Raw genomic sequence first — 21872 nt, 5'->3', positions numbered from 1 at the left:
CCCGCGGAGGGGGGAGGGTGTGCGGGGCCCGGCCCGGAGGGAGGTGGTTCGGTGGGTGGACGAGCGGGTGGTTACGCCGTCCAGTCCAGGATGATCTTGCCGCTGCGGGCGGTCGAGGCCTCGTCGAAGGCGGCCTCGAAGTCGCGGTGCGAGTAGCGGCCGGTGATGACCGGGCTCAGGTCGAGCCCGCCCTCCAGCAGCACGGTCATCGCGTACCAGGTCTCGAACATCTCACGGCCGTAGATGCCCTTGATCGTGATCATCGAGGTGACCACCTTCGCCCAGTTCACCGGGAACTCCTGCGCGGGCAGGCCCAGCATGGCGATCCGGCCGCCGTGCGTCATGTTGTCGATCATGTCGCGCATGGCCTCGGCGCGGCCGGACATCTCCAGGCCGATGTCGAAGCCCTCGCGCAGGCCGAGCTTGGTCTGCGCCTCGGCGATGGAGGACTCGGCGACGTTGACGGCGAGGGTGGCGCCCGCCTTGCGGGCGATCTCCAGGCGCTCGGGGCTGACGTCGGTGATGACCACGCTGCGCGCGCCGGCGTGCTTGGCCACGGCCGCCGCCATGATCCCGATCGGGCCGGCGCCGGTGATCAGTACGTCTTCGCCGACCAGCGGGAAGGACAGCGCCGTGTGCACGGCGTTGCCGAAGGGGTCGAAGATCGCGGCGACGTCCAGGTCCACGGCGGTGCGGTGCACCCACACGTTCTGGGCGGGCAGGACCACGTACTCGGCGAAGGCGCCGTCGCGGCCGACCCCGAGCCCGATCGTGCTGCGGCACAGGTGGCGGCGGCCGGCCAGGCAGTTGCGGCACTTGCCGCACACCAGGTGGCCCTCGCCGCTGACCAGCGCGCCGACCTCGATGTCCTGGACGTCCGCGCCGAGCGCCGCGACCTCGCCGACGAACTCGTGGCCGAGGACGAGGGGGGTCTTGACCGCGCCCTGCGCCCAGCCGTCCCAGGCGCGGATGTGCAGGTCGGTTCCGCAGATGCCGGTGCGCAGCACCTTGATCAGCACGTCGCCGGGGCCGTATTCGGGCTCGGGGACGTCCATGAGCCACAGGCCGGGTTCTGCCTTGTGCTTGACGAGTGCCTTCATGGGGTGGCTCCAGGCATGCGGAAGGGTACGCCGCGGGCGGATGGGCCCGAACGGCGGCGGTGACGTGCACCAATCTGCCGATCGGCGCGGTGATCAGTCCATCGAGACTTTCTTAAACGGGTCGACAGCGCAGCTTCACGCCTATGCTCCTCCCGTGACGGGGAAGGGGCTCGCGCTGGGGACGGCGCGGGAAAAAGGGGAGGTGAGGGGCGTGCCGAGTCTGCGCAGCAGGGCGCTGTCGGTGGCGCTGATCGCGGCGGGACGGCGAAGACGGTACGCGAGCGCGGAGGCCGTCCGGAGCCGGGTGGCCGAGTCCGCCCGCCGGCCCGCTTCCCATCTGCCGCCGCGGTCGCTGGGGCGGGTCGCCGACATCTCGCGGACCTTCGTCGGAGCCTGGCCGGTGTACGACGTCTCCCCGCTGGGGGCGGAGCCCACGGCCCATGTGCTGTACGTGCACGGCGGCGGCTACATCGACGAGCTGGTCCGCCCGCACTGGGCGCTGGTCCGGACCCTGGTCACCCAGGCGCGGGCGCGGGTGGTCGTACCCGCCTACATCCTCGCTCCGCGCGGTACCGCCGACCGGACCGTCCCGGTCGCCGCCGACCTGCTGAGCGGTCTGATCGCGAGCGGCGGCTCCGGCGGGACGGTGCTGATCGGGGACTCCGCCGGGGCCGGGCTGGCGCTGGCGGCCGCCCAGCGGCTGCGTGACCGCACCGGGGACCAGCCGTCCCGGATCGTGCTGATCTCGCCCTGGCTGGACGTGACCATGAGCCATCCGGACCAGGCGGCCATCGAGGCGGCCGATCCGATGCTGTCCCGCCCGGGGCTGCTGGAGGCCGGGCGGCTGTACGCCGGAACCCTGGACGCCGAGGACCCCCGGGTGAGCCCGCTGCACGGCGGCTTCGCCGGGCTGGCGCCGATGACGGTGTTCACCGGGACCCGGGACGTGCTGAGCACGGACAGCCGGGAGCTGCGGCGCCGGGCCCGCGCGGACGGGGCCGAGGTGGAGTTCCACGAGGCGGCGGGGATGCCGCACGGGTACCCGCTGATGCCCGTGCCGGAGGGGCGCGCGGCGCGCGAGCGGATCGTCGAGCTGATCAGGTCGACGGCGGGGCTGTGAGGGCACGGCGGTGACGGCGGATCGCTGACGGCCGGCTACGCCGTGCAGGTCATCAGCGAGCTGATCGGCCAGGCGCGGTACGCCGTCCAGTACGCCTCGTCGCGTACGGCGTCGGCGGGCGGGGTCCGGTTCGGCTGCCAGCCGACGGTGACGAAACCCGCCTCGACGGCGGCCTCGGCGAGGTCGGCGTGGGCCCATTCGCGGAATTCGAAGGGCACCGGCGGCTCGGTCAGGAAATGCGCCTTGAGCAGCGGCGCGTCGCCGTCCGGGACCCGGTCGAGGATGCGCACCCCGTACGGCGACCAGTCCACGCGCGGGAACGCCCCCGCGTTGGGGACGATGGCGAGCAGCCGCCCGCCCGCCCGCAGATTGACACGGACGGACCGGAACATCGCGTGCAGGGATCTGCGGTCCGGCGCGTAGCTGAAGACGTACGCGGCGGTCGCGAGGTCGAAGGGGCCCAGGTGCGGCAGGCCGGCGGCGTCGGCGACGTGGTACTCGACGTCCGGCCGGTCCTTGGTCGCCTCGTGCGCGCGGGCCAGCCGGATCATCTCCTCCGAGACGTCGACGCCGACGGTCCGCCGGGCTCCGCCGCGGGCCAGCAGCCGGGTGTTGTATCCGTATCCGCAGGCCAGGTCGAGGGCGTCGAGCCCGCGCACCCCGCCGAGGGCGTCGAGGGCTCCGTGCAGGGTGTAGGTGTCGGCCGCGGAGAAGGCCGCCGTGCTCGTGGACTCCGCGTAGCGCTCGCCGATGGTGTCGTACTGGAACCGCATGCTCTGCCTTCCGGGGGCCTGCCGGGGGTGGGACGCCTGCGTATCGTGCCCCGCGGCGCCGTCCGGGGGGTGGTCCGCACACCCGGGCGTCCCCCGGACGAGGGAAGCGGTCGGCCTATCGGCCGGGCACGGCCGCGACCAGCCAGGATGCAGGGGTCGCCGCCGAGGGCGCATCCTGGCTGTGTGATGGCGAGAGCGGACAGCGCCGGCGCCGCGCCCGACACCACGGATGCCCCTGATGCGACGGCCCAGGTGCTCGCACGGGCCGCCGTGAACGCGATGGAGGCCGTCGGTGGGTTCGCGGCCGGCGTCTACCTGCGCTCGCCCACCACCGGGCTGCTCCTGATGGCCGTGTTCACCGGGCTGCCGCTGCAGCTGTTCCGGCCCTGGTGGCGGATGCAGGTGAACCGTCCGTACCCGATCGCCGAGGCCTACCGTTCCGGGCGGGCCGTGCACCTGCCCGACGCGGAGTCGGCGATGAGCCGCTTCCCGCAGCTGATGGCCGGGCTGCCGTTCCCCTTCGGCTCGCTGTACGAGCCGGTGACCGCCGGGACGGAGCGGTTCGGCGTGCTGGTGGTGCTGCGCGAGGCGACCCCGGGGATCCCGGTCGGGACCGCGGACCGCGAACGGATGCGACAGGCCTCGGAACTGCTGGCCGCAGACCTTGCCGCGCTCGCGGCGGCCGGCGCGCGGACGCTGTGGGAGGGCGACCCGGTGGGCGTGCCGGCGCCACCGCCGGAGGCCGGGGCCGAGGGCGCCCGCAGGGCCGCGGACCGGCTCGCGCAGGCGGTGCTCTCCCTGGACCGGGAGGGCCGGATCGGCTACGTGAACACCGCGGCGGAGGAGCTGCTCGGCCTCGACGGGCCCCAGCTGCGGGGACGGCTGCTGTGGGAGGCCCTGCCGTGGCTCGGGCATCCGGCCTACGAGGACCACTTCCGGGCCGGCTTCATGTCCGGCGAGCCGGTGCACTTCCCCGCCCGGCGCGGCCGGCACGCGCCCGGGCAGTGGCTGTCGGTGGACCTGTACCCCGCGGCCGACGGCGTGACCCTGACGCTGGACACCTCCGCGAAACCGGCCTACGCGCCCGAGGCACGGGCCCGGCCGGACCCGGTCGCGGACCTGGACTCCGGCATGGACGCCGAGGTGGACGCGTACGCGGACCCCGACGTGTCCGCCGACGAGGCCTCGGCGCTGTACCGGCCGGTGGCCCTCGCCATCGCGCTGACCGAGGCGGTCACGGCCCGGCAGGTGTCGGCGGTGGTCACCGAGGAGCTGCTGCCGGCCTTCGGCGGCCGCCAGCTGGCGATCTACCTGCTGGACGAGCGCCATCTGTACCTGGCCTGGGAGACCGGTTTCCCGCAGGGCTTCCTCAACCGGTTCGACGGGGTCTCCCTCGACGTCCGGCTGCCGGGCGTGGAGACGCTGACCACGGGCCGGCCGCTGTTCTTCGAGTCGATGCAGCACCTGGCCACCGCCTATCCGGGCATTCCGCTGGACGCCGATGTCGGCGCCCGCGCCTTCCTGCCGCTGATCGCCTCCGGCCGGCCGGTCGGCTCGTGCATCCTCGGCTTCGACTCGCCCCGCGGCTTCAGCCCGGAGGAGCGTACGGTGCTCACGGCGCTGGCCGGTCTGATCGCGCAGGCGCTCGCGCGGGCCCGGCGCTACGACAGCGAGGTGGAGCTCGCCCGCGGTCTGCAGTCGGCCCTGCTGCCGCACCGGCTGCCGGTGCGCGAGCACGTGGACACCGTCGGCCGCTACCTCCCCGGCACCCTGGGCATGGACGTCGGCGGCGACTGGTACGACGTCGTCGAGACGGGCGCCGGCCTGCTGGCCCTGGTCATCGGCGACGTCCAGGGCCACGGCGTGGCGGCCGCGGCGACCATGGGCCAGCTGCGCAGCGCGGTACGGGCGTTCGCGCTCAGCGGCAGCACCCCGGAGCAGGTGGTGAGCGGCACCAACCAGCTGCTCATCGACCTGGATCCGGGCCAGTTCGCGAGCTGTTGCTACATGCTGCTCGACCCGGCGTCGGGCTCCGTGACGGCGGCCCGGGCCGGGCACCCGCAGCCGCTGCTGCGCCACCCGGACGGCCGGACCGAGGTGCTGGACCTGGCGGGCGGTGTGGTGCTCGGCATCGACCCGGAGGCCTCGTACCCGCTCACGGAGCTGCGCCTGACGACGGGCTCGGTCCTCGCCCTGTACACGGACGGGCTGGTGGAGAAACCGGGCCTCGACATCGACGTCGGGGTGGAACGGCTGCGGAAGTCCCTGGAGGCGGCCCGGCCGTCCCCGCTGACCGAGACCGCCGACCGGCTGATCAGCGAGGCGGGCAACACCGCCGACCGGCCGGACGACATCGCCCTGCTGCTGGCCTCCCGTACCGGCGGGGACCCGTAGGGCGTCGTGCGGTCAGGCCGGGCTCGCCAGGGTGAGCGCGGAGTTCACCAGGCCGACGTGGCTGAACGCCTGCGGGAAGTTGCCGAGTTGGCGTCCGGCGAGGGGGTCGTACTCCTCCGCGAGCAGGCCCACGTCGTTGCGTACGGACAGCAGCCGCTCGAACAGGGTGCGGGCCTCCTCCCGCCGGCCCGTCATGTGCAGGGCGTCGGTCAGCCAGAACGAGCAGGCCAGGAAGGCGCCTTCGTCCCCGGGCAGCCCGTCGACGGTGGAGCCCGCGGTGCTGTAGCGGCGGACCAGTCCGCTGCTGCCGAGTTCGGCGCGCACGGCGTCGACGGTGCCGACGACCCGCGGGTCGTCGGGCGGCAGGAATCCGACCCTGGGGATGAGCAGGGTCGCCGCGTCGAGTTCGGCGGAGCCGTAGTACTGGGTGAAGGTGCCCCGTTCGGGGTCGTAGCCGTTGGCGCACACGTCGCGGTGCACTTCGTCGCGCATGGCCCGCCAGCGTTCCACGTCGCCGTCCAGGGAGGGGTCGCCCTCCAGGGTGCGTACGGCCCGGTCGGCCGCGACCCATGCCATCACCTTGGAGTGCACGAAGTGGCGGCGGGGGCCGCGGACCTCCCACAGGCCCTCGTCGGGCCGGTGCCAGTTGTGTTCGAGGAAGTCGAGCAGCGCGAGCTGGATCCGCCAGGCGTGGCGTTCGGAGGGCAGGCCGGCGGACCGGGCCAGGTAGAGGGAGTCGATGACCTCCCCGTACACGTCCAGCTGGAGCTGGTCGACGGCGGCGTTGCCGACGCGGACCGGGGCGGAGGAGGCGTAGCCGCGCAGCCAGGGCAGTTCGGTCTCGGGGATCCGCCGCTCGCCGGCGATCCCGTACATGATCTGGAGGTCGGCGGGGTCTCCCGCGACCGCGCGCAGCAGCCACTCGCGCCAGGCGCGGGCCTCGTCGAGGAAGCCGGTGGACAGGAGTGAGCCGAGGGTGAGGGTGGAGTCCCGGAGCCAGCAGTAGCGGTAGTCCCAGTTGCGGACGCCGCCGAGCTCTTCGGGGAGGGAGGTGGTGGCCGCGGCGGCGATGCCGCCGGTCGGGGCGTAGGTGAGGGCCTTGAGGGTGATCAGGGAGCGGGTGACCGCCTCTTGGTAGGGGCCCTCGTAGCGGCATTGCGCGGTCCATTCCCGCCAGTCGGCGAGGCTCTGCTCCAGCGCGCCGAAGGGCTCGCAGGGCTCGGGGCGCGGCCGGTGCGAGGGGTGCCAGGTCAGGACGAAGGCGACGCGCCGGCCGGCGGTGACCGGGAACTGGGAGCGGGTGCTGTTCGCCTCGCCCCAGGTGCGGACCGGGGGTTCGCTGCGGAACCAGGCGGAGTCGGGCCCGGCGATGGCGACCCGGTCGCCGTTGCTGCGGCGCACCCAGGGCACGACGTGGCCGTAGTCGAAGCGCAGGCGCAGGGTGCTGCGCATCCTGACCGTGCCGCTGATGCCCTCGACGATGCGGATGACGTCGGGGGTGGCCTCGTGCTGGGGCATGAAGTCGGGGGCGACCTCGCGCTGGGGCATGAAGTCGGTGACCTTGACGGTCCCGGTTTCGGTCTCCCAGTACGATTCCAGGATCAGCGAGCCGTCGACGTAGGCGCGGCGGGTGCAGGGCTCGCCGACGGCGGCGTCGAGGGGCGCGATGCGCCAGTGGCCGTTCTCCTCGTCGCCGAGGAGTTTGGCGAAGCAGGCCGCCGAGTCGAAGCGCGGCAGGCACAGCCAGTCGATGGACCCGTCGCGGCCGACCAGTGCGCTGGTCATCAGGTCGCCGATGAGTGCGTAGTCTTCGATGGGTTGTGTCATTTGTGCGCTATTCCCCTGAATGTCCGGGGCCAATCAGCTCAGGCCCCGGACACCGCTCATGAGGTCGGGGTCAGGAGATCGTGACGAACTGACCGATGCTCGGTACGCCCTGGGCGTCGAGGGCGAAGAGCATGTAGGTCCCCGGCAGCACCACACCGGTGTCGGCGGGTATCGCCACCGTGTAGGTGCCGCCTCCCGCCGCGGTGGACACCACGGGAACCCGGCGCTGGTCGTTGTCGGTGGAGTGGGTCGCGGCGGCGGCCCGCATCAGGACGAAGGACGCCACCGAGCCCTGGGTGCTCACCGTGAGCGAGGCGCCGGGGGCCGCCCTGGGGGGCACGCCCGCGGTGATGGCGGGACGCGGCTTCGGGGTTCCGTCCGCGTTGAGCAGGTAGGGCGGGGTGAAGATCGCCCCGTCGGCGTGGTTGGTCGCGCAGTCGCCGCACAGACCGCCGCCGCCGGAGAAGATCCGTCCGTCGGGCAGCAGGTTGGCCACGCTGTGGTAGTTGCGCGGAACGGCCATGGTGGCGAGCGGGGTGAAGGCGCCGGTCGCCGGGTCCCACAGTTCGGGGGTCAGGACGGAGGTGGCGTCGCTGAAGGGCACCGGATAGGCCTGACCGCCGAAGACGGCCACCTTGCCGTCGGGCAGGACCACGCTGTTGCTGAAGGCGCGGGCATGTTCCATGTCACCCGTGCGGGCGGCCTGGACCTGGCTGCCCGAGATGCCCACGGTGTAGGCGCGCTGGGTGGCCGGGGTGTCCTGGTAGGCGGGCGAGCCGCCCAGGGTGAGCAGTTTGCCGATGTCGTAGGCGACGGCGTTGCCGGTCATGGCGTCCTGGCTGTCGGCCCGGGTGCCGGCGGATGTGATGCCGCCCTGCCCGCTGGTGGAGATCCAGTTCATCTGCTTGCTCGGGCCCAGTTGCAGTACCTTGCCGCCCGAAGTGGCGTGCAGCCACATGTGGTTGTCGGCGCGGTAGGGTCCGGCCGGGTCGGCCGTGAGCGCCGGGGCGGCGGGGACGCCGGGCAGGCTGCGCCAGGTGCTGGTGTCCGGGGACCAGACTTCTCCGGCCTTGTCGGTGCCCGTGGATCCGCTCCAGGATCCGCCGAGGACGAAGGCCTCGCCGGTGGAGAGCAGGGTCATGGCCTGGTAGCCGCGGGCGATGTTCATGCTCGTGGTGGCGGACCAGTTGTCGGTGGCCGGGTCGTAGATGCTCGCCTTCTCCGCGTTGCTGCCGCCGGTGACCAGCACCCGGCCGTCGGCGAGCATGGCTATGCCGGGACAGAACATGTCGTGTCCGGTGTTGTCGATGCGGCGCTGGGTGACCTTGCCCGTCTTCAGGTCCAGGATCGCGGTCTGCGTGTAGCCGTTGCTGCCGCCGAAGCGGTCGACGGCGTACGCGGACCAGGCCAGCAGCTTGTCGCCGGGCAGGGCGGCGGTGGCCACCGGCACCAGCGGGAAGCCGGTGATCCGGCCCCAGGAGCCGTGGACGGCCGGGCTTGACGGGCCGCTCAGGCGGATCTCACCGGCGGAGGTCCACACTCCGCGGCCGCCGGCCTCGCTGGTCGCGGTCAGCCGGACGAAGCGGGCCGATGCGGCGCGGGTGAAGGTGGCGGTCTTGACGGTGTCGTCGTCCCGCCAGGTGCCGGAGGCCACCGGTGTGCCGAAGGTGACGCCGTCGGTGCTGGTGGCGATGGAGTAGGCACCCACGCGCCCGTTGGGCCCGGTGGAGCGGGGATGGTAGACGAGGGCGGAGACGACCTCGGTGCGGTGCATGTCGATGGTGATGCTGTGCGGCAGCGGGGTGGGGGTGGGGGCGTACTTGCTGTGCCAGAGGGTGTTGTCCTTGCCGTCGAGGACGTTGGCCGCGCGGCCGTTCTCGGCGCCCGTCTCCTCGTCGCTCGCCGTGGCCGTCCATCCGGCGCGGGACAGGTCGATGGTGGCCGCAGGGGTGCCCGGGTCGCCCAGCAGGTCGATCTCGGCGGCGGAGGACCAGGGTCCGCGGCCGCCCGCCTCACTGAGCGCGGTGAGCCGGACGAACCGGGCGCCCTGGGGGGCGAATCCGAGGGTCTTGGGGCTGACGTCGTCCGCGAGCGTGCCGGTGGCGACCGGGGTCGCCCAGTTCAGTCCGTCGCTGCTGAGGCTGATGCTGTACTCACCGACGCGGCCGTTGGGCCCGTCGGTGCGGGGACGGTAGACGAGGGCGGAGACGACCGCCGTGCGGTGCATGTCGACCGTGATGACGTGCGGCAGCGGGGTGGGGGTGGGGGCGTACTTGCTGTGCCAGATGGTGGCGGTGTTCCCGTCGAGGACGTTGGCCGCGCGGCCGTTCTCGGCGCCCGTCTCCTGGTCGCTCGCCGTGGCCGTCCATCCGGTCCGGTCGAGGATCGGAGCCGTCGGCTCCATCGCGTTCGCGGGGACGATGCCGTGGTGCGGCGACTGTTTCGCCGTCTGCTGGTCGAAGGGCACGGGCGCGGGACGGGGCGCCGGTGCACGGCCGGCCGCTGCGGTGCTCGTGACCACGAACCACGGGGTCAGACCGATCAGCAGGGAGCCGAGGCCGAGAGCGATGAGCAGGTGGGAACGGCGTATCGCGCGGTGAAGGGCGAGGAAGCGCCTGGACTGCAATCTGACCTCCTGGGGCGAACTGATGTGCCCCGTAGAACATAGGTGAGCACAGCAATAACTTGCCTGAAGTCAAAGAGAGTTGGCGCAAATCCGTATGGCCGGTCGGAATACGCCGACGCCGGGCGGGCCATGGCGGCCCACCCGGCGTCCACCGGCTTGCGGGCCCTGCTAGTCGCGTACGAGGAGCAGGACGGCGGCGAGGACCACGCCGAGGGTGACGGCGAGGGCGCCGTGCGCGAGGCGGTGGTTCCGCAGGACGGGCAGGAAGCGGTCGGCGGCGTACCGTCCGGGACCGGTGAGGGCGAGGGCCGCGGCGCCCGCGGTCAGCAGCAGCTCGTACTCGATGCCCTTAGGGGCGAAGAAGGCGCCGGCGCCGTGGACCGCGATCGCGTTGATCAGGGTGCCGACGATGGCGGCCCCGGCGAGCGGGGTGAGCAGTCCGAGGGCGAGGCCGAGCCCGCCGAGGGTCTCGGTGAGGCCGGCGAGGACCGCCATGGCGTCGCCTGCGGGGTAGCCGCTGGCGGTGAAGAACTGGCCGGTGCCGCTGATGCCGCCGCCCCCGAACCAGCCGAAGAGCTTCTGCGAGCCGTGCGCCGCCATGGTCAGGCCGAGGACCAGGCGCAGGAGGAGCAGGCCGGTGTCGTGGCTCGGGATGGAGAGGGCGGAGGGCTCGGGGCGTGCGGCCGGTGCGGCGGCCTGCGGCTTCGTCGCGGTGACGGAGGGGCTGGTCATCGGGGGGGTCCTTCCGGTCGGGCGGCCCGGTGGGGAGGCAGGAGAGAGTTGTTCAAATTCGAACCGCTAGACCCCGACCCTAACCATTGATTCAAATTGGAACAACCCGTGTAGTCTGGAGCGATGGCTGAACCGAGATGGCTGGACGACCGCGAGATGCGCGCCTGGAGCGGGTTCCTCGCCGCATCGGCCCTGGTGAACCGCCGTCTCGACCAACAGCTCAAGGACGAGGCCGGGCTCTCGCACCCCCAGTACGAGATCCTCGTACGGCTCGCCGCGGCGCCGGGGCGCGAGCTGCGGATGACCGAGCTCGCCAACGGGCTGATCAACTCCAAGAGCGGGCTGACCTACCAGGTCACCCAGATGGAGAAGGCCGGCCTGGTCCGCCGCCGCAGCTGCCCCTCCGACGTGCGCGGCGTCTTCGCCGTCCTCACGGACGCCGGCAGCGCCAAGCTGGAGGAGGCCGCCCCCGGGCACGTGGCGACGGTCCGGGAAATCCTCGTCGACGTCCTCACCCCCGCCCAGCTCGACGCGCTCGCCGACGGGCTGGGCGAGGTCGGCCGCAGGCTGCGCGGAGAGGGCGCCTGAATGGATCCGGCCGCCCGCGGGGTATCGCGGCCCGATATCGGGGTATAGGGCCGCCATGGACGGAAAGGTCTGGCTCGCCCTGGGCACGGTGGTCGCGGTGGGGCTCGCGATCGCCGCGGCCGTGCTGCTCGTACGGGTCTTCGCGGCCCGGCGGCTGCTGGTCGACGCGGGGATCCCGCTGCACGACAAGGCCCTGTTCTGGGCCGCGGTGATCTACACCGTCTCACCCGTGGACCTGATTCCGGACCCGGTGTACCTGGACGACATCGGGATCCTGCTGCTGGCGCTGCGCTCGCTGCACGCGGCGGCCGGTGCCGTCCGCTCCCCGAAGGGGCCCGGCACCGCCGCCTGAGCCGTCCGGGTCAGACGTGCCGGCCAGACGTGCCCGTCAGACGTGCTGGTCGAAGAGGACCGGATTCCCGTCCGGGTCGACGACGAGGAAGCTGCCCGGGCCCGAGCCCGACTCGTCGACCTCTGTCAGGAACGCCACGCCCCGCGCCTTCAGCTGCCGCTGCGTGTCGCGGATGTCGGTGAACGAGTCGAGCGCGTTCGCGCTGCTGTCCCAGCCCGGATTGAAGGTCAGCATGTTCTTCTCGAACATGCCGACGAACAGCCCGATCACGACGTCGCCGTTCTTGAGGATCAGCCAGTTCTGGGCGGGGTCCCCGCCGAAGACGGCGAATCCGAGGTTCTCGTAGAACGCCTTGGAGGCGTCGAGGTCGCGCACGGACAGACTCACGGAGAATGCGCCCAGATCCATGCGCACCAGCGTGAACGCCCCCGTACCGGGCCGCAACCGCGGGCGGCGGCGGGCGGGAAGCGGGAGGTCAGCGGACGTCGTGGGGCCGGAACTGGACGCTGATGCGAGGGCCGACGGCCCGCGCCGACTTGGGTACGGCGTGCTCCATGGTCCGCTGGCAGGAGCCGCCCATGACCACGAGGTCGCCGTGCCCCAGGGGCAGTCGCAGCAGGGTGGCACCACCGTCGCGGGGGCGGAAGGCGAGATCGCGCGGGTCGCCTACGGAGACGATGGCCACCATGGTGTCCTCGGTCCGGGAGCGGCCGGTCCGGTCGCCGTGCCAGGCGACGCTGTCGCGGCCGTCGCGGTACAGGCAAAGGCCCGCGGTGGTGAAGGGCTCACCGAGCTCACCGGCGTAGTGGCCGGTCAGCACTTCGCGGGCCTCTGTGAGCGAGGCGTGGGGCAGGGGCTCGTCCGCGGCGTAGAAGGCGAGCAGCCGGGGCACGTCCACCTCCCGCTCGTACATCTGCCGCCGCTCGGCGTGCCACGGCACGTCGGCGGCCAGCCGCTCGAAGAGCGCGTCGGCGCCGCTCAGCCAGCCGGGCAGGTGATCGACCCAGGCCCCCGCCCCGAGGTCGGTCCGCCGCATGCCGCCGAGGGGCCCCAGCCGGATCTCGTCGCCCTGGTCGAAGAGGGAACCCTGAAGGCCCTGGACTGCGTGCATGGATCCACCCTAACCCCATTAACCGAACATGCGCTCGAATAACGCGCCTCGGCTCAGCCCTGCACCACGCCCGGCCCCGTACGGCGCGACGGCCGGCACAGCAGGGTGACGGTCACGGAGACCCCGGCGACGACGGCGATCGCGGTGCCCGGGGCGACGTACTGGGCCAGGCCCCCGGCGATGGCGGCGCCGATGCCCTGCCAGGTCATCCGGCCGGCCGACTCGACTCCCTGGACCTGGCCGCGGACGGCCTCGGGGGTCTGTTCGAGGAGCTGCTCCTGGAGGGGCAGGGTGGCCGCGAAGCCGATGCCGGCGAGGAACACCGCCACGGCCGCGACCGGGACGGGCGGGTGGACGGCGAACAGCAGGAAGGGGGCGGCGAGCAGCAGCCGCAGGGCGAAGGCGAGGCGGCGTCGCCGGTCGGCGGTGAGCAGCCGGCCGACGGTCAGGTCCCCGAGGAGCATGCCCGCCGAAGCGGCGGCGAGGAAGGTGCCCGCCCGGCCGGGATCGTAGGACAGGAACAGGGCTTCGCAGCCGACGATCAGGCCGTTCGGGACCCACAGGTTCAGCAGCAGCGTCCGGCGGCCGGGGTGGGCGAACAGCTCGGCGTTCGCCGTCCAGGTCCGGCGCAGCCCGGGCCGGCGGGTGAGCCGGATCGAGTGCTCCCGGACGGTGGCGGCCACCACGGCCGCCCCGAGGGCGGTCAGGGCCGCGGCGACGGCGAAGACCCCGTACGGGCCCAGGTGGCGCAGCAGTACGGCGCCGACGGCGTAGCCGGTGATCACCGTGCCGCCCGAGGTGATGTTCAGCAGCGAACGGGCGGGCGCGTAGGCGGAGGCGGGCACGACCTCGGCGAGCAGCCCCAGCCGGGTGCCGGTGCCGAGGGACTGGAAGAAGCCGAGCGTCAGCAGCAGGGCGAACCGGGCCGCGATCGGCAGCCCCGGGACCGCCTGGGCGGCGACGCCCACCAGCGAGACGAGTTGGAGCAGGAGGAGGGTCCGGCGGGGCCGTTTCCCGTCCGCGACGGACATCAGCGTCAGGGCGCCGAGCACCGTCGCGAACGTGGCGCCGTACATGCTCACGGCCGTCAGGAACGGGGAACCGGTCCGGTGGTTGACCAGTGTGCCGAGCGCGAAGCCGGACAAAGTGCTTGCGGCGGCGGTGAGGGTGAAGCCGATGTACAGGCCGCTGAACTCCTTGTTGCGGAGCAGGGCGCGGTAGCCGGTGGCGGCGGTGGCCGGAGGCAGGGCAGGGCTGGTGGTGGACCGGTGTGAAGGCATGAAAAAAGCCTCCGGACACATGCACGGGGCACGCACGCCGAAGGCCAACGCGGTCATTCTAGCAGTCTGCAGGCCCAGTTGATGGACTCTTCGGGTCCCGCGGGCCGCGCCGGATCCGCATTACCGCAGCGTAGGCGTGTGATCAGGGACTCACGGTCTTGGCCGCAGGCGCTGCGCACGGTACCGTCACGGCGACATTTCCACATAGCGACGACGGCGAGACGGAAGCCCGGTGTGAATCCGGCATGGTCGCGCCACTGTGTGCTGCGGCGGCATCCCCACGATGGCGTCGCGGCGAGTCAGACCCGAGGACCGTCGTCCTGCACCACCGTATGGGACGCGTTGTTCCCCGAGGAGGTTCCATCATGGCCGAGGCTGTCGCTTCCGCTGCCATATCCACCCCCGCCGGCTCCCTGTCGGCTCCGCTGCCTGTGCGCGCGGTGCTGCCCTGGGCGCTCTTCGTCGGTCTCCTGATGCTCGTCGCCCTGTACTTCGTCGGCGCCGAACAGGGCGCCACGGCCGTGTTCGCCGGTGAAGGCGTGCACGAGTGGGTGCACGACGGTCGTCATCTGCTCGGCTTCCCCTGCCACTGAGAGGCCACGCACATGTACGCCTCAACTGTCAGAGGACTGCTGGTCCGCGGCATGCTCGCGGGCCTGATCGCGGGGCTGTTCGCCTTCGCGGTCGCCTACGTGGTCGGTGAGCCGCCGGTACGGGGTTCCATCGCCGTGGAAGAGGCCCAGGCCGCCCAGGACGCCGCGAGCGCCCCGAGCGCGCACGCCGGGCACGGCGGTGACGCCGCGTCGGGCGAGGCCGCCGAGGAGGAGGAAGAGCTGGTCAGCCGACCGGTTCAGTCGACCTTCGGCCTGGCCACCGGGGTCCTGGTCTACGGGGTCGCGCTGGGCGGCATCGCCTCGCTCGCGTTCTCGTTCGCCCTCGGCCGCGTCGGCGGGTTCAGCCCGCGGGCCACGGCGGCACTCACCGCGGCGGGTGCCTTCGCCACGGTCTACCTGGTGCCGTTCCTGAAGTACCCGGCCACCCCGCCGGCGGTCGGCAACCCGGACACGATCGGTCAGCGCACCACGCTGTTCTTCCTGATGATCCTGCTCAGCGTGCTGCTGGGCATCGGCGCGATCATCCTCGGGCGGCGGCTGGCACCGCGCCTGGGCAACTGGAACGCGACGCTGACCGCGGGTGCCGGCTTCATCGTCGCCGCCGCCCTGGCGTTCGTGTTCCTGCCGGACAACAGCGACGCCGTCCAGCCCGGTTTCCCCGCGGCTCTGCTGTGGGAGTTCCGGGTCGCCTCGCTGGCCGTCCAGCTCGTCCTGTGGGCCGTGTTCGCCGTCGTCTTCGGCGTCCTCGCCCAGCGGCTCCTCGCCGCGCGCGCCGACGGCGCGGAAGTGACGGCTCCGGCTCAGCAGGAGGCGCCCGCGCTCGGCTGATACCGAGCGCGCCGCCTGTGCCCGGGCCCCGCCGACCCCTTGTGGGGGTGGCGGGGCCCGGGCACAGGCGCGCAGCGGCGCCCTACGATGTGCGCATGAGTGCAGGCAGACATCCGGCAGGTGCACACGGTGCGCAGATCGCGCCGGGCCCACCGGGCACGCCGGGCACGCCTGAGCGGGGCGACCGGCTGGAGGCCGCCGCGTCCGTGCTCGCCCTGCTCGCCGACCGGACCCGCTTGGCGCTCATGGAACGCCTCGGCCGGGGCGAGGCCGATGTCACCACCCTCACCGAGGCGTGCGGGGCCGCCCGACCCTCCGTCAGCCAGCACCTCGCCAAGCTCCGTCTGGCCGGGCTGGTCACCACCCGCAAGGACGGCCGCCGGGTCGTCTACGCGCTGGGTCACGGGCATCTGCGGCGGCTGGTGGACGAGGCCCTGAACGTCGCCGACCACCAGCTCGGTTCGCTCCCGCCGCACGACTGAACACCAGGCAGGCCGGGGTCGGCCGGGCGACCAGGCGGGCGGCCTGGCGGGCGGCCTGGCGGGCGGCCTGGCGCCGGAAGCTGTCCCGCCACGATCGCGGCGAGCGCGAGCCCGAACCCTCCGAGTTGGACCGGGCCGAGCGCCTGGCCGAGCAGGACGGTTCAGCGTGCCGCGCACCGCGACCCTCCCCCTTGCTCCCCTCCGCCTACGCGCCCCGGGTCACCCGCGTGGCGACCGTCGAGGTGACCGGCGCCCGGCCCGCGTCGAGTACGCCGTGTGGAGCCGGAGCGGCCGCACCCCGGCGGCGACCGCCTTCCTCACCGCCGGGCCCGGCCCGCGGCCCGCGACCCGCGGCCCGCCCGGAACGGCGCACAACAGGTGCACAGGTGCGCACATGTTGACTACGCTGGATCCGACCGAATCCGACGTGCCGTCATCGATCCGCCGACCGGGACGGGGACCGTGCTGTCCGTACTGCGCAACACCCGCTATCGCCGCCTGTTCACCGCCCAGGTCATCGCCCTGGCCGGAACCGGCCTGGCCACCGTCGCACTGAGCCTGCTCGCCTACGAACTCGCGGGCGAGCGCGCCTCGGCGGTCCTCGGCACCGCCCTCGCGATCAAGATGATCGCCTACGTCACCATCGCCCCGGTGATCGGCGCGATCGCCGACCGGATTCCCCGCCGGGCCCTGATGACCTCCATGGACCTGACCCGCGCCGGTGCGGCCGTGGCCCTTCCGTTCGTCACCGAGATCTGGCAGATCCACGTCCTGATCTTCCTGCTCCAAGCGGCGTCGGCGGCCTTCACCCCGACCTTCCAGGCCACCGTCCCCGCGATCCTGCCCGCCGAACGCGACTACACCCGGGCCCTGTCGCTGACCCGGCTCGCCTACGACCTGGAGAGCCTGTTCAGTCCGGTCCTGGCCACGGCACTGCTGAGCCTGGTCTCCTACGACTGGCTGTTCGCCGGCACGGCCGTCGGCTTCCTCGCCTCCGCCGCGCTCATCGTCGCCACGGCGCTGCCCGGACCCGCCCCGGTCGAGCGGACCGGCGGCGTCCGTACCCGGGCCGTCTTCGGCACCCACCTCTTCCGGGCCACGCCCCGGCTGCGGGCCCTGCTCGCACTCGACCTCGCGGTCGCCGCCGCCGGAGCCGTCGTCCTCGTCGACACCGTCTCCCTGGTGCGCGGCCACCTCGACCGCCCGGCGGGCGCCGTCCCGCTCGCCCTCGGGGCGTACGGCGCCGGGTCCATGCTGACCGCGCTGCTCCTGCCCCGGCTCCTGCAACGCTCCACCGACCGCGCGGTGATGCTCCGTGCCGCCTTCACCCTCCCGGTGGCCCTGGCGGCCGGGGCCGCGATCGGCGCGACCGGCCCGCACGCGTGGTCCTGGCCCGCGCTCCTGGCCGTCTGGGCCGCGATCGGCGCCGCCTGTTCCGCCGTCCTGACTCCGGGGGGCCGGGTGATCCGCCGCTCCACCGCCGACGCCGACCTGCCCGCCGCGTTCGCCGCCCGCTTCTCCCTCTCCCACGGCTGCTGGCTGCTCACCTACCCGCTGGCCGGGTGGCTCGCCGCGGTGACGGGACTGCCGCTGACCGTCCTGGTCCTGGGCGCCGTGGCGCTGAGCGCCGCTACGGCCGCGGCGGCGATCTGGCCGGCCCGGGACCCGTACCGGCTGGACCACGTGCACCCGGACCTCCCGCCCGGTCACCCGCACCTCGCCGACGCCCGCCCGGCCACGGGCGGTTGGCGGCACGGGCACCACTACGTCATCGACCGGCACCACCACCGCTGGCCCGGGAAAACACCTGGCCGGTCGTACTGAGCAGCGCTACGATCACCGCGATGACCACTCACTCCGTTCACAGATCGGGGGTCCCGTCCACGCAAGGTGAGCGCTGATGCCCACCGAGAACGTGCACGGGGATTCCCGCCTCTCCCTCTGGCTCCGCGTACGCGAGTACGCCGTGCCGGCGTCCATGATCGAGACTGCGACCGCCCGCCGCTCCGCCGGGGACTGGGCCGGGGCCTGCGCCGCCGCGGGCATCGACGTCGATCTCGATCTCCGTCTTCTGGCGCGCTCGCGCGGCCACGACCTCGCGGCCCGGATCCGGGCCGACCTCCGCCACCTGGCACCCGACCTGTTGCGCTGGCACATGCCGCGCATCGCTCCCGACGGGCTGCTGCGCCCCGGGCTGACCGTTTCCCTGGCCCGGTACGACACGGCCGCGCGCGGCGAACCGCATGCCGCGCACCCCGCAGACCCCGTACACCTCGTGGCCAGGACTCCGCCGGCCTGGGCGGACGGCGGTCAGCGGATCAGCCTCGCCCTGTGGGACGGATCCCGCTCCGGGCACGGCCCTTGGGGGGACCCGCGCCGCGGGCTCCGTCCCGACCGCCGGTTCCGCCTCGACCTGCACCGCCACCTGTGGGACGCCCGCAGGGCGGGCGAACTGCGGGTCCGGTCCGGGGCCGACCGGCCGCCCGCCGAGGGCCTTCCCGCACCGGACGCCGAGCTCCTGGCGGCGCTCCCGCACGGGCACCGGTGCGCCGTCGGCAGGTGGGCCGCCGAGGCCGGGATCCTGCTCCGCGCCGAGGGCCGGACCACCGGCGGCGTCGCCGTACGGCTGGGGGCCCGGCACCGGCTGGTGCTGGACCTGGCCGCGGACGGCCCGGGGCCGCCCGTCGCGCGGATCGGGGCGACGCCCGCCGACGGCAGCGCCTCGGCGCTGCCGATCCTGCCCGACGCGGCGGTCTGGACCCTGCCCGACCTGGACCTGATCCGCTCCGGGTCCATCGAGGCCGGGCGGCTGCACCCGCTGGTCGCCTCGGCACTGGTACCGGACCGTGGCCCGGCCGGACCGGCCCGGGCCACGGACGCCGACCGTGCGGGGCAGCCCCGCCTCGTCGAGTGCCGGGGCGCCCGGCACCGTATCGGCCTGGTCGACGGGGTGCTGGCCGCACTGGACCACGACCCGGCCGAGATCCGCCGGGAGGAGCTGCTGGCCGCACTGACCGGCACGCCGCTGCCCTGCCTGCAGGCCATCGACGCGGCGCACCGTCGGCCGGACTGCCTCACCGGGGTCCGCGAACGCCTCGACCACGGCGACATCGCCGGGGCTCTGGCCGTGGTGGAAGGGCTGCTCGGCCCCGACGCCCTGCTGCGCGCCGGGGCCCTGCGGGACGAACTGGAAGCGGCCGCGCTGCGGCGGCTCACCTACGGGCTGTTCCGGGCGGGCCTGGCCGGCCCCGGCCCCGGCCGGAACAGCCCGCGAGCATCCCGCCCACGCGAACACCGGCTCCACCCGCGCCAGGCACACGCCCGCTGACCCCGGGGCCCTCTGCCCCTCTCGCTCCTGCGTTCCCTCGCTCCCCCCGGTCCCCCGGTCCCCCGGTCCCCCGGACCACCCATTCCTCACGAACCCACAGGTGATCACTCATGCCCTCGCACACCCCGTTCACAGCCATCGGCGCCCCCTCCCCGCTCGGCCAACTCGACGTCGCCGAGCGGCTGCTGGCCCTGCTGCGCGACACCACCACCGAACCGCGCGCCGACGACCAGCTGGCGGCCCTGACCCTGGCCGTGGCCGCCGACCTGCCGGTGCTCCTGTGGGGTGAGCCCGGCATCGGCAAGACCGCGGCCCTGACACAGCTCGCCGAGACCCTGGACCTGCCCCTGACCACGGTGATCGCCAGCGTGCACGAGCCCTCCGACTTCTCCGGCCTGCCCATCGTGGGGGACGATCCCGCCGCACAGGGTGTCCCGATGGCCCCGCCGGACTGGGCCGTTCGCCTCGTACGGGCCGGGCGCGGGCTGCTGTTCCTGGACGAGCTGTCCACGGCTCCGCCCGCCGTCCAGGCCGCCCTGCTCCGCCTCGTGCTCGAACGCCGGATCGGCTCGCTCCAACTGCCGCCCGGCGTACGGATCGTGGCCGCCGCCAATCCGCGGGGCTCGGCGGCCGACGGCTGGGAGCTGAGCCCGCCCCTGGCCAACCGGTTCGTCCATCTCCAGTGGACCCACGACCACGACGTGGTGGTCCGCGGGCTCGGCGGAACCTGGCCCCGGGCGGCACTGCCGCACCTGGACTCCGGGAGACTGCCGGCGGCGGTGGACCACGCCCGCCGGGCGGTGTGCGGGCTCCTCACCGCCCGCCCCGCGCTCGTACACCGGCTGCCCACGACCGAGACCCGCCGGGGCGGTGCGTGGCCGTCGCCCCGCAGCTGGGACATGACGGTACGTCTGCTCGCCTTCGCGCACGCGGCCGACTCCTCCAGGGAAGTGCTCTCCATGCTGGTCAGAGGCACGGTGGGGGACGGTCCGGGGCTGGAGCTGCTGGCCGCTCTGGACCGGATGGACCTCCCGGACCCCGAGGAGCTGCTCGCCGACCCGGCGGGCGCCGACCTGCCCGAGCGGGGGGACCGGCGCCAGGCCACGCTCGACGGCGTGGTGGAGGCGGTCCGCAGGCGCCCGGACAGGTCCCGCTGGGACGCGGCGTGGGCGCTCCTGGTCCGGGCGCTGGAGACCGGGGCCCCCGACCTGGTGGTCGTCCCCGCGACGACCCTCGCCACGCTGCGCCAGGAGGACTGGGACGTGCCGGAGTCGATCGAGCGGCTCGCCGGAGTGGTGGCCCTGTCCCGGCGGGCGGACCTGTCGCAGGAGCGGGCGGCGGCCCGGACCGGGGAGCCCGTGGGGGTCGGCCGATGAACGCACCGGTGACAGGGACAGGGCGGGCGGTGGCGCACCCGGCGGGGACGGAGCGGGCCGGGGCGCTGGACGTCGACAAGCTCTTCGCGGCCCGGCTGCACGCCGCCCGGGTCCGGCCCTACCTGGCGACGGCGCTGTTCGCCCTGCACACCGTGGAATCACGGCAGGTGCCGACGATGGCCGTCGACCGCCACTGGCGGTGCTACGTCTCGCCGGGGTTCGTGGACCGGACACCGGTGGAGGAGCTCGCCGGGGTCTGGGTCCATGAGGTGTCCCACCTGCTGCGCGACCACCACGGGCGCGGTGACCGGGTCGCCCGGGAACGCGGACTGACCGGGCCGGGCGAACGGCTGCGGATGAACATCGCCGCAGACTGCGAGATCAACGACGACGCGTACGGCGAGGGACTGGTACGTCCCGAAGGGGCGCTGACGCCGGAGTACTTGGGGCTGCCCCCGGGCGAGCTCATGGAGGACTACCTGCGGCAGTTCAGGCTCGGAGCGCTGACGCAGGAGCTGGCCTGGCTGGACTGCGGCAGCGGCGCCGACGGCCTGGAACGCGCTTGGGACCTGGGGCCGGACGGCGCGCACGGCCTCAGCGCTCAGGAGCAGGACGCGGTGCGGTTCCGCGTGGCGCAGGGGATCACCGGCCGTCCCGGAAGCACGCCTGCGGGGTGGCGGCGGTGGGCGGAGGAGGCGTTCCACCCGCCGCAGCCCTGGCGGGAGTTGCTGGGGGCGGCGGTCCGGTCGGCGGCCTCCGGTGCGGGCGCGGGCGAGGACTACAGCTACGCCCGGCCCTCCCGGCGCTCGGCCGCGGTGCCCGGCGCCGTACTCCCGAGCCTGCGGCGCAGACCGCCCCGGGTCTGCGTGGTCATCGACACCTCGGGTTCGGTCAGCGACGCCGAACTGGGCAGTGCGCTGCTGGAGGTCGCCGCGATCGCCCGTGCCGTGGGCGGCCGTAGCGACATGGTCAGCGTGGTGCCGTGCGACGCGGCGGCCCGGATCGTGCACCCGCTGTGCAGCGGTGAGGGCATCCCGTTGCTGGGCGGCGGGGGTACGGACCTGCGCACGGGATTCGCCAAGGCCCTCGGCGCGGGACCCCGGCCCGACGTGATCGTGGTGCTGACGGACGGGCAGACGGCCTGGCCGGCCACGCGACCGCCCTGCCGCACGGTGGTGGGCCTCTTCCACCGGAATCGGCGGAGCCGTTGGCACGAGGACGACCCCGACCACGTGCCGGACTCCCCGCCCGCCTGGGCCCGTGTGGTGACCATCGGGTCCCCCGGCGCCCACTGACCTGCACCTGCGCCTGCACCCCGCCGGGCAGAAGATGACGGAACGT

General features: G+C 73.7%; 19 protein-coding genes. 11 read left to right on the top strand and 8 right to left on the bottom strand.

The window, feature by feature from the left end; genetic code table 11:
• Positions 1 to 71 precede the first annotated feature (71 nt).
• Positions 72 to 1100, bottom strand: a complete 1029-nt coding sequence (gene tdh, locus ACFY0D_RS03995) for an L-threonine 3-dehydrogenase (RefSeq protein ID WP_301373107.1) — start codon at positions 1098 to 1100, stop codon at positions 72 to 74.
• A gap of 211 nt (positions 1101 to 1311) precedes the next feature.
• Here tdh and ACFY0D_RS03990 point away from each other — a divergent pair, with 211 nt between their 5' ends.
• Positions 1312 to 2220, top strand: coding sequence for an alpha/beta hydrolase fold domain-containing protein (locus ACFY0D_RS03990; RefSeq protein ID WP_390796817.1), 909 nt, complete (start codon positions 1312 to 1314; stop codon positions 2218 to 2220).
• A gap of 35 nt (positions 2221 to 2255) precedes the next feature.
• Here ACFY0D_RS03990 and ACFY0D_RS03985 read toward each other — a convergent pair whose 3' ends face one another.
• Positions 2256 to 2993, bottom strand: a complete 738-nt coding sequence (locus ACFY0D_RS03985; protein WP_390796816.1) for a class I SAM-dependent methyltransferase — start codon at positions 2991 to 2993, stop codon at positions 2256 to 2258.
• Positions 2994 to 3179: 186 nt separating this feature from the next.
• On the opposite strand from ACFY0D_RS03985, the gene ACFY0D_RS03980 reads away from it, so the two are divergent.
• Positions 3180 to 5387 carry a SpoIIE family protein phosphatase gene (locus ACFY0D_RS03980; protein ID WP_390796990.1) on the top strand — a complete coding sequence of 736 codons (2208 nt, stop codon included), beginning with the start codon at positions 3180 to 3182 and terminating at the stop codon, positions 5385 to 5387.
• A 12-nt stretch (positions 5388 to 5399) separates the two neighbouring features.
• Here ACFY0D_RS03980 and ACFY0D_RS03975 read toward each other — a convergent pair whose 3' ends face one another.
• The 3 genes from ACFY0D_RS03975 to ACFY0D_RS03965 all read right to left on the bottom strand — a co-directional run bounded on the left by ACFY0D_RS03975 (position 5400) and on the right by ACFY0D_RS03965 (position 10572).
• Positions 5400 to 7214, bottom strand: a complete 1815-nt coding sequence (locus tag ACFY0D_RS03975) for a glycoside hydrolase family 15 protein (RefSeq protein ID WP_390796815.1) — start codon at positions 7212 to 7214, stop codon at positions 5400 to 5402.
• Positions 7215 to 7284: 70 nt separating this feature from the next.
• Positions 7285 to 9840 (bottom strand): discoidin domain-containing protein, encoded by a 2556-nt coding sequence (locus ACFY0D_RS03970; RefSeq protein ID WP_390796814.1) that lies wholly within the window; start codon positions 9838 to 9840, stop codon positions 7285 to 7287.
• Positions 9841 to 10008: 168 nt separating this feature from the next.
• On the bottom strand, positions 10009 to 10572 hold the full coding sequence (locus tag ACFY0D_RS03965; RefSeq protein WP_390796813.1) for a DoxX family membrane protein: 564 nt from the start codon (positions 10570 to 10572) through the stop codon (positions 10009 to 10011).
• 123 nt (positions 10573 to 10695) lie between these two features.
• On the opposite strand from ACFY0D_RS03965, the gene ACFY0D_RS03960 reads away from it, so the two are divergent.
• Both ACFY0D_RS03960 and ACFY0D_RS03955 read left to right on the top strand, forming a co-directional pair.
• Positions 10696 to 11160, top strand: a complete 465-nt coding sequence (locus tag ACFY0D_RS03960; protein ID WP_351161226.1) for a MarR family transcriptional regulator — start codon at positions 10696 to 10698, stop codon at positions 11158 to 11160.
• A 55-nt stretch (positions 11161 to 11215) separates the two neighbouring features.
• Positions 11216 to 11512, top strand: coding sequence for a YkvA family protein (locus ACFY0D_RS03955; protein ID WP_390796812.1), 297 nt, complete (start codon positions 11216 to 11218; stop codon positions 11510 to 11512).
• A 36-nt stretch (positions 11513 to 11548) separates the two neighbouring features.
• Here the strand turns inward: ACFY0D_RS03955 and ACFY0D_RS03950 are convergent, their stop codons facing one another.
• The 3 genes from ACFY0D_RS03950 to ACFY0D_RS03940 all read right to left on the bottom strand — a co-directional run bounded on the left by ACFY0D_RS03950 (position 11549) and on the right by ACFY0D_RS03940 (position 13903).
• Positions 11549 to 11920, bottom strand: a complete 372-nt coding sequence (locus tag ACFY0D_RS03950) for a VOC family protein (RefSeq protein ID WP_390796811.1) — start codon at positions 11918 to 11920, stop codon at positions 11549 to 11551.
• A 67-nt stretch (positions 11921 to 11987) separates the two neighbouring features.
• Positions 11988 to 12623: an alpha-ketoglutarate-dependent dioxygenase AlkB gene (locus ACFY0D_RS03945; RefSeq protein ID WP_390796810.1), complete on the bottom strand. Its 636-nt coding sequence runs from the start codon at positions 12621 to 12623 to the stop codon at positions 11988 to 11990.
• 53 nt (positions 12624 to 12676) lie between these two features.
• Positions 12677 to 13903, bottom strand: coding sequence for an MFS transporter (locus ACFY0D_RS03940; protein ID WP_390796809.1), 1227 nt, complete (start codon positions 13901 to 13903; stop codon positions 12677 to 12679).
• 365 nt (positions 13904 to 14268) lie between these two features.
• On the opposite strand from ACFY0D_RS03940, the gene ACFY0D_RS03935 reads away from it, so the two are divergent.
• The 7 genes from ACFY0D_RS03935 to ACFY0D_RS03905 all read left to right on the top strand — a co-directional run bounded on the left by ACFY0D_RS03935 (position 14269) and on the right by ACFY0D_RS03905 (position 21826).
• Positions 14269 to 14496 carry a CbtB-domain containing protein gene (locus ACFY0D_RS03935; RefSeq protein WP_030384356.1) on the top strand — a complete coding sequence of 76 codons (228 nt, stop codon included), beginning with the start codon at positions 14269 to 14271 and terminating at the stop codon, positions 14494 to 14496.
• 12 nt (positions 14497 to 14508) lie between these two features.
• On the top strand, positions 14509 to 15345 hold the full coding sequence (locus ACFY0D_RS03930) for a CbtA family protein (RefSeq protein ID WP_382535205.1): 837 nt from the start codon (positions 14509 to 14511) through the stop codon (positions 15343 to 15345).
• A 95-nt stretch (positions 15346 to 15440) separates the two neighbouring features.
• A complete protein-coding gene (locus ACFY0D_RS03925) occupies positions 15441 to 15827 on the top strand; it encodes an ArsR/SmtB family transcription factor (protein ID WP_390796808.1) in 387 nt (128 codons plus the stop codon).
• A 462-nt stretch (positions 15828 to 16289) separates the two neighbouring features.
• Positions 16290 to 17651 (top strand): MFS transporter, encoded by a 1362-nt coding sequence (locus ACFY0D_RS03920; protein ID WP_390796807.1) that lies wholly within the window; start codon positions 16290 to 16292, stop codon positions 17649 to 17651.
• 76 nt (positions 17652 to 17727) lie between these two features.
• Positions 17728 to 19155 (top strand): hypothetical protein, encoded by a 1428-nt coding sequence (locus ACFY0D_RS03915; RefSeq protein ID WP_390796806.1) that lies wholly within the window; start codon positions 17728 to 17730, stop codon positions 19153 to 19155.
• A 110-nt stretch (positions 19156 to 19265) separates the two neighbouring features.
• Positions 19266 to 20531, top strand: a complete 1266-nt coding sequence (locus ACFY0D_RS03910; protein ID WP_390796805.1) for an AAA family ATPase — start codon at positions 19266 to 19268, stop codon at positions 20529 to 20531.
• Positions 20528 to 21826: a VWA-like domain-containing protein gene (locus ACFY0D_RS03905; protein ID WP_390796804.1), complete on the top strand. Its 1299-nt coding sequence runs from the start codon at positions 20528 to 20530 to the stop codon at positions 21824 to 21826. The genes ACFY0D_RS03910 and ACFY0D_RS03905 overlap by 4 nt, the downstream gene beginning before the upstream one ends.
• Positions 21827 to 21872 lie beyond the last annotated feature (46 nt).

Source organism: Streptomyces sp. NPDC001502, from assembly GCF_042894785.1.
GTDB classification, from domain to species: domain Bacteria; phylum Actinomycetota; class Actinomycetes; order Streptomycetales; family Streptomycetaceae; genus Streptomyces; species Streptomyces kutzneri.
This window is presented reverse-complemented; position numbering and strand designations above follow the sequence as displayed.

Bases quoted from the DNA above. Each gene is read 5' to 3' on its own strand.
- ACFY0D_RS03930 (WP_382535205.1), top strand. From the start codon at position 14,509: ATGTACGCCTCAACTGTCAGAGGACTGCTGGTCCGCGGCATGCTCGCG.
- ACFY0D_RS03925 (WP_390796808.1), top strand. From the start codon at position 15,441: ATGAGTGCAGGCAGACATCCGGCAGGTGCACACGGTGCGCAGATCGCG.
- ACFY0D_RS03950 (WP_390796811.1), bottom strand. From the start codon at position 11,920: ATGGATCTGGGCGCATTCTCCGTGAGTCTGTCCGTGCGCGACCTCGAC.
- ACFY0D_RS03955 (WP_390796812.1), top strand. From the start codon at position 11,216: ATGGACGGAAAGGTCTGGCTCGCCCTGGGCACGGTGGTCGCGGTGGGG.
- ACFY0D_RS03975 (WP_390796815.1), bottom strand. From the start codon at position 7,214: ATGACACAACCCATCGAAGACTACGCACTCATCGGCGACCTGATGACC.
- ACFY0D_RS03960 (WP_351161226.1), top strand. From the start codon at position 10,696: ATGGCTGAACCGAGATGGCTGGACGACCGCGAGATGCGCGCCTGGAGC.
- ACFY0D_RS03905 (WP_390796804.1), top strand. From the start codon at position 20,528: ATGAACGCACCGGTGACAGGGACAGGGCGGGCGGTGGCGCACCCGGCG.
- ACFY0D_RS03985 (WP_390796816.1), bottom strand. From the start codon at position 2,993: ATGCGGTTCCAGTACGACACCATCGGCGAGCGCTACGCGGAGTCCACG.
- ACFY0D_RS03915 (WP_390796806.1), top strand. From the start codon at position 17,728: ATGCCCACCGAGAACGTGCACGGGGATTCCCGCCTCTCCCTCTGGCTC.
- ACFY0D_RS03935 (WP_030384356.1), top strand. From the start codon at position 14,269: ATGGCCGAGGCTGTCGCTTCCGCTGCCATATCCACCCCCGCCGGCTCC.
- ACFY0D_RS03910 (WP_390796805.1), top strand. From the start codon at position 19,266: ATGCCCTCGCACACCCCGTTCACAGCCATCGGCGCCCCCTCCCCGCTC.
- tdh (WP_301373107.1), bottom strand. From the start codon at position 1,100: ATGAAGGCACTCGTCAAGCACAAGGCAGAACCCGGCCTGTGGCTCATG.
- ACFY0D_RS03940 (WP_390796809.1), bottom strand. From the start codon at position 13,903: ATGCCTTCACACCGGTCCACCACCAGCCCTGCCCTGCCTCCGGCCACC.
- ACFY0D_RS03980 (WP_390796990.1), top strand. From the start codon at position 3,180: ATGGCGAGAGCGGACAGCGCCGGCGCCGCGCCCGACACCACGGATGCC.
- ACFY0D_RS03965 (WP_390796813.1), bottom strand. From the start codon at position 10,572: ATGACCAGCCCCTCCGTCACCGCGACGAAGCCGCAGGCCGCCGCACCG.
- ACFY0D_RS03945 (WP_390796810.1), bottom strand. From the start codon at position 12,623: ATGCACGCAGTCCAGGGCCTTCAGGGTTCCCTCTTCGACCAGGGCGAC.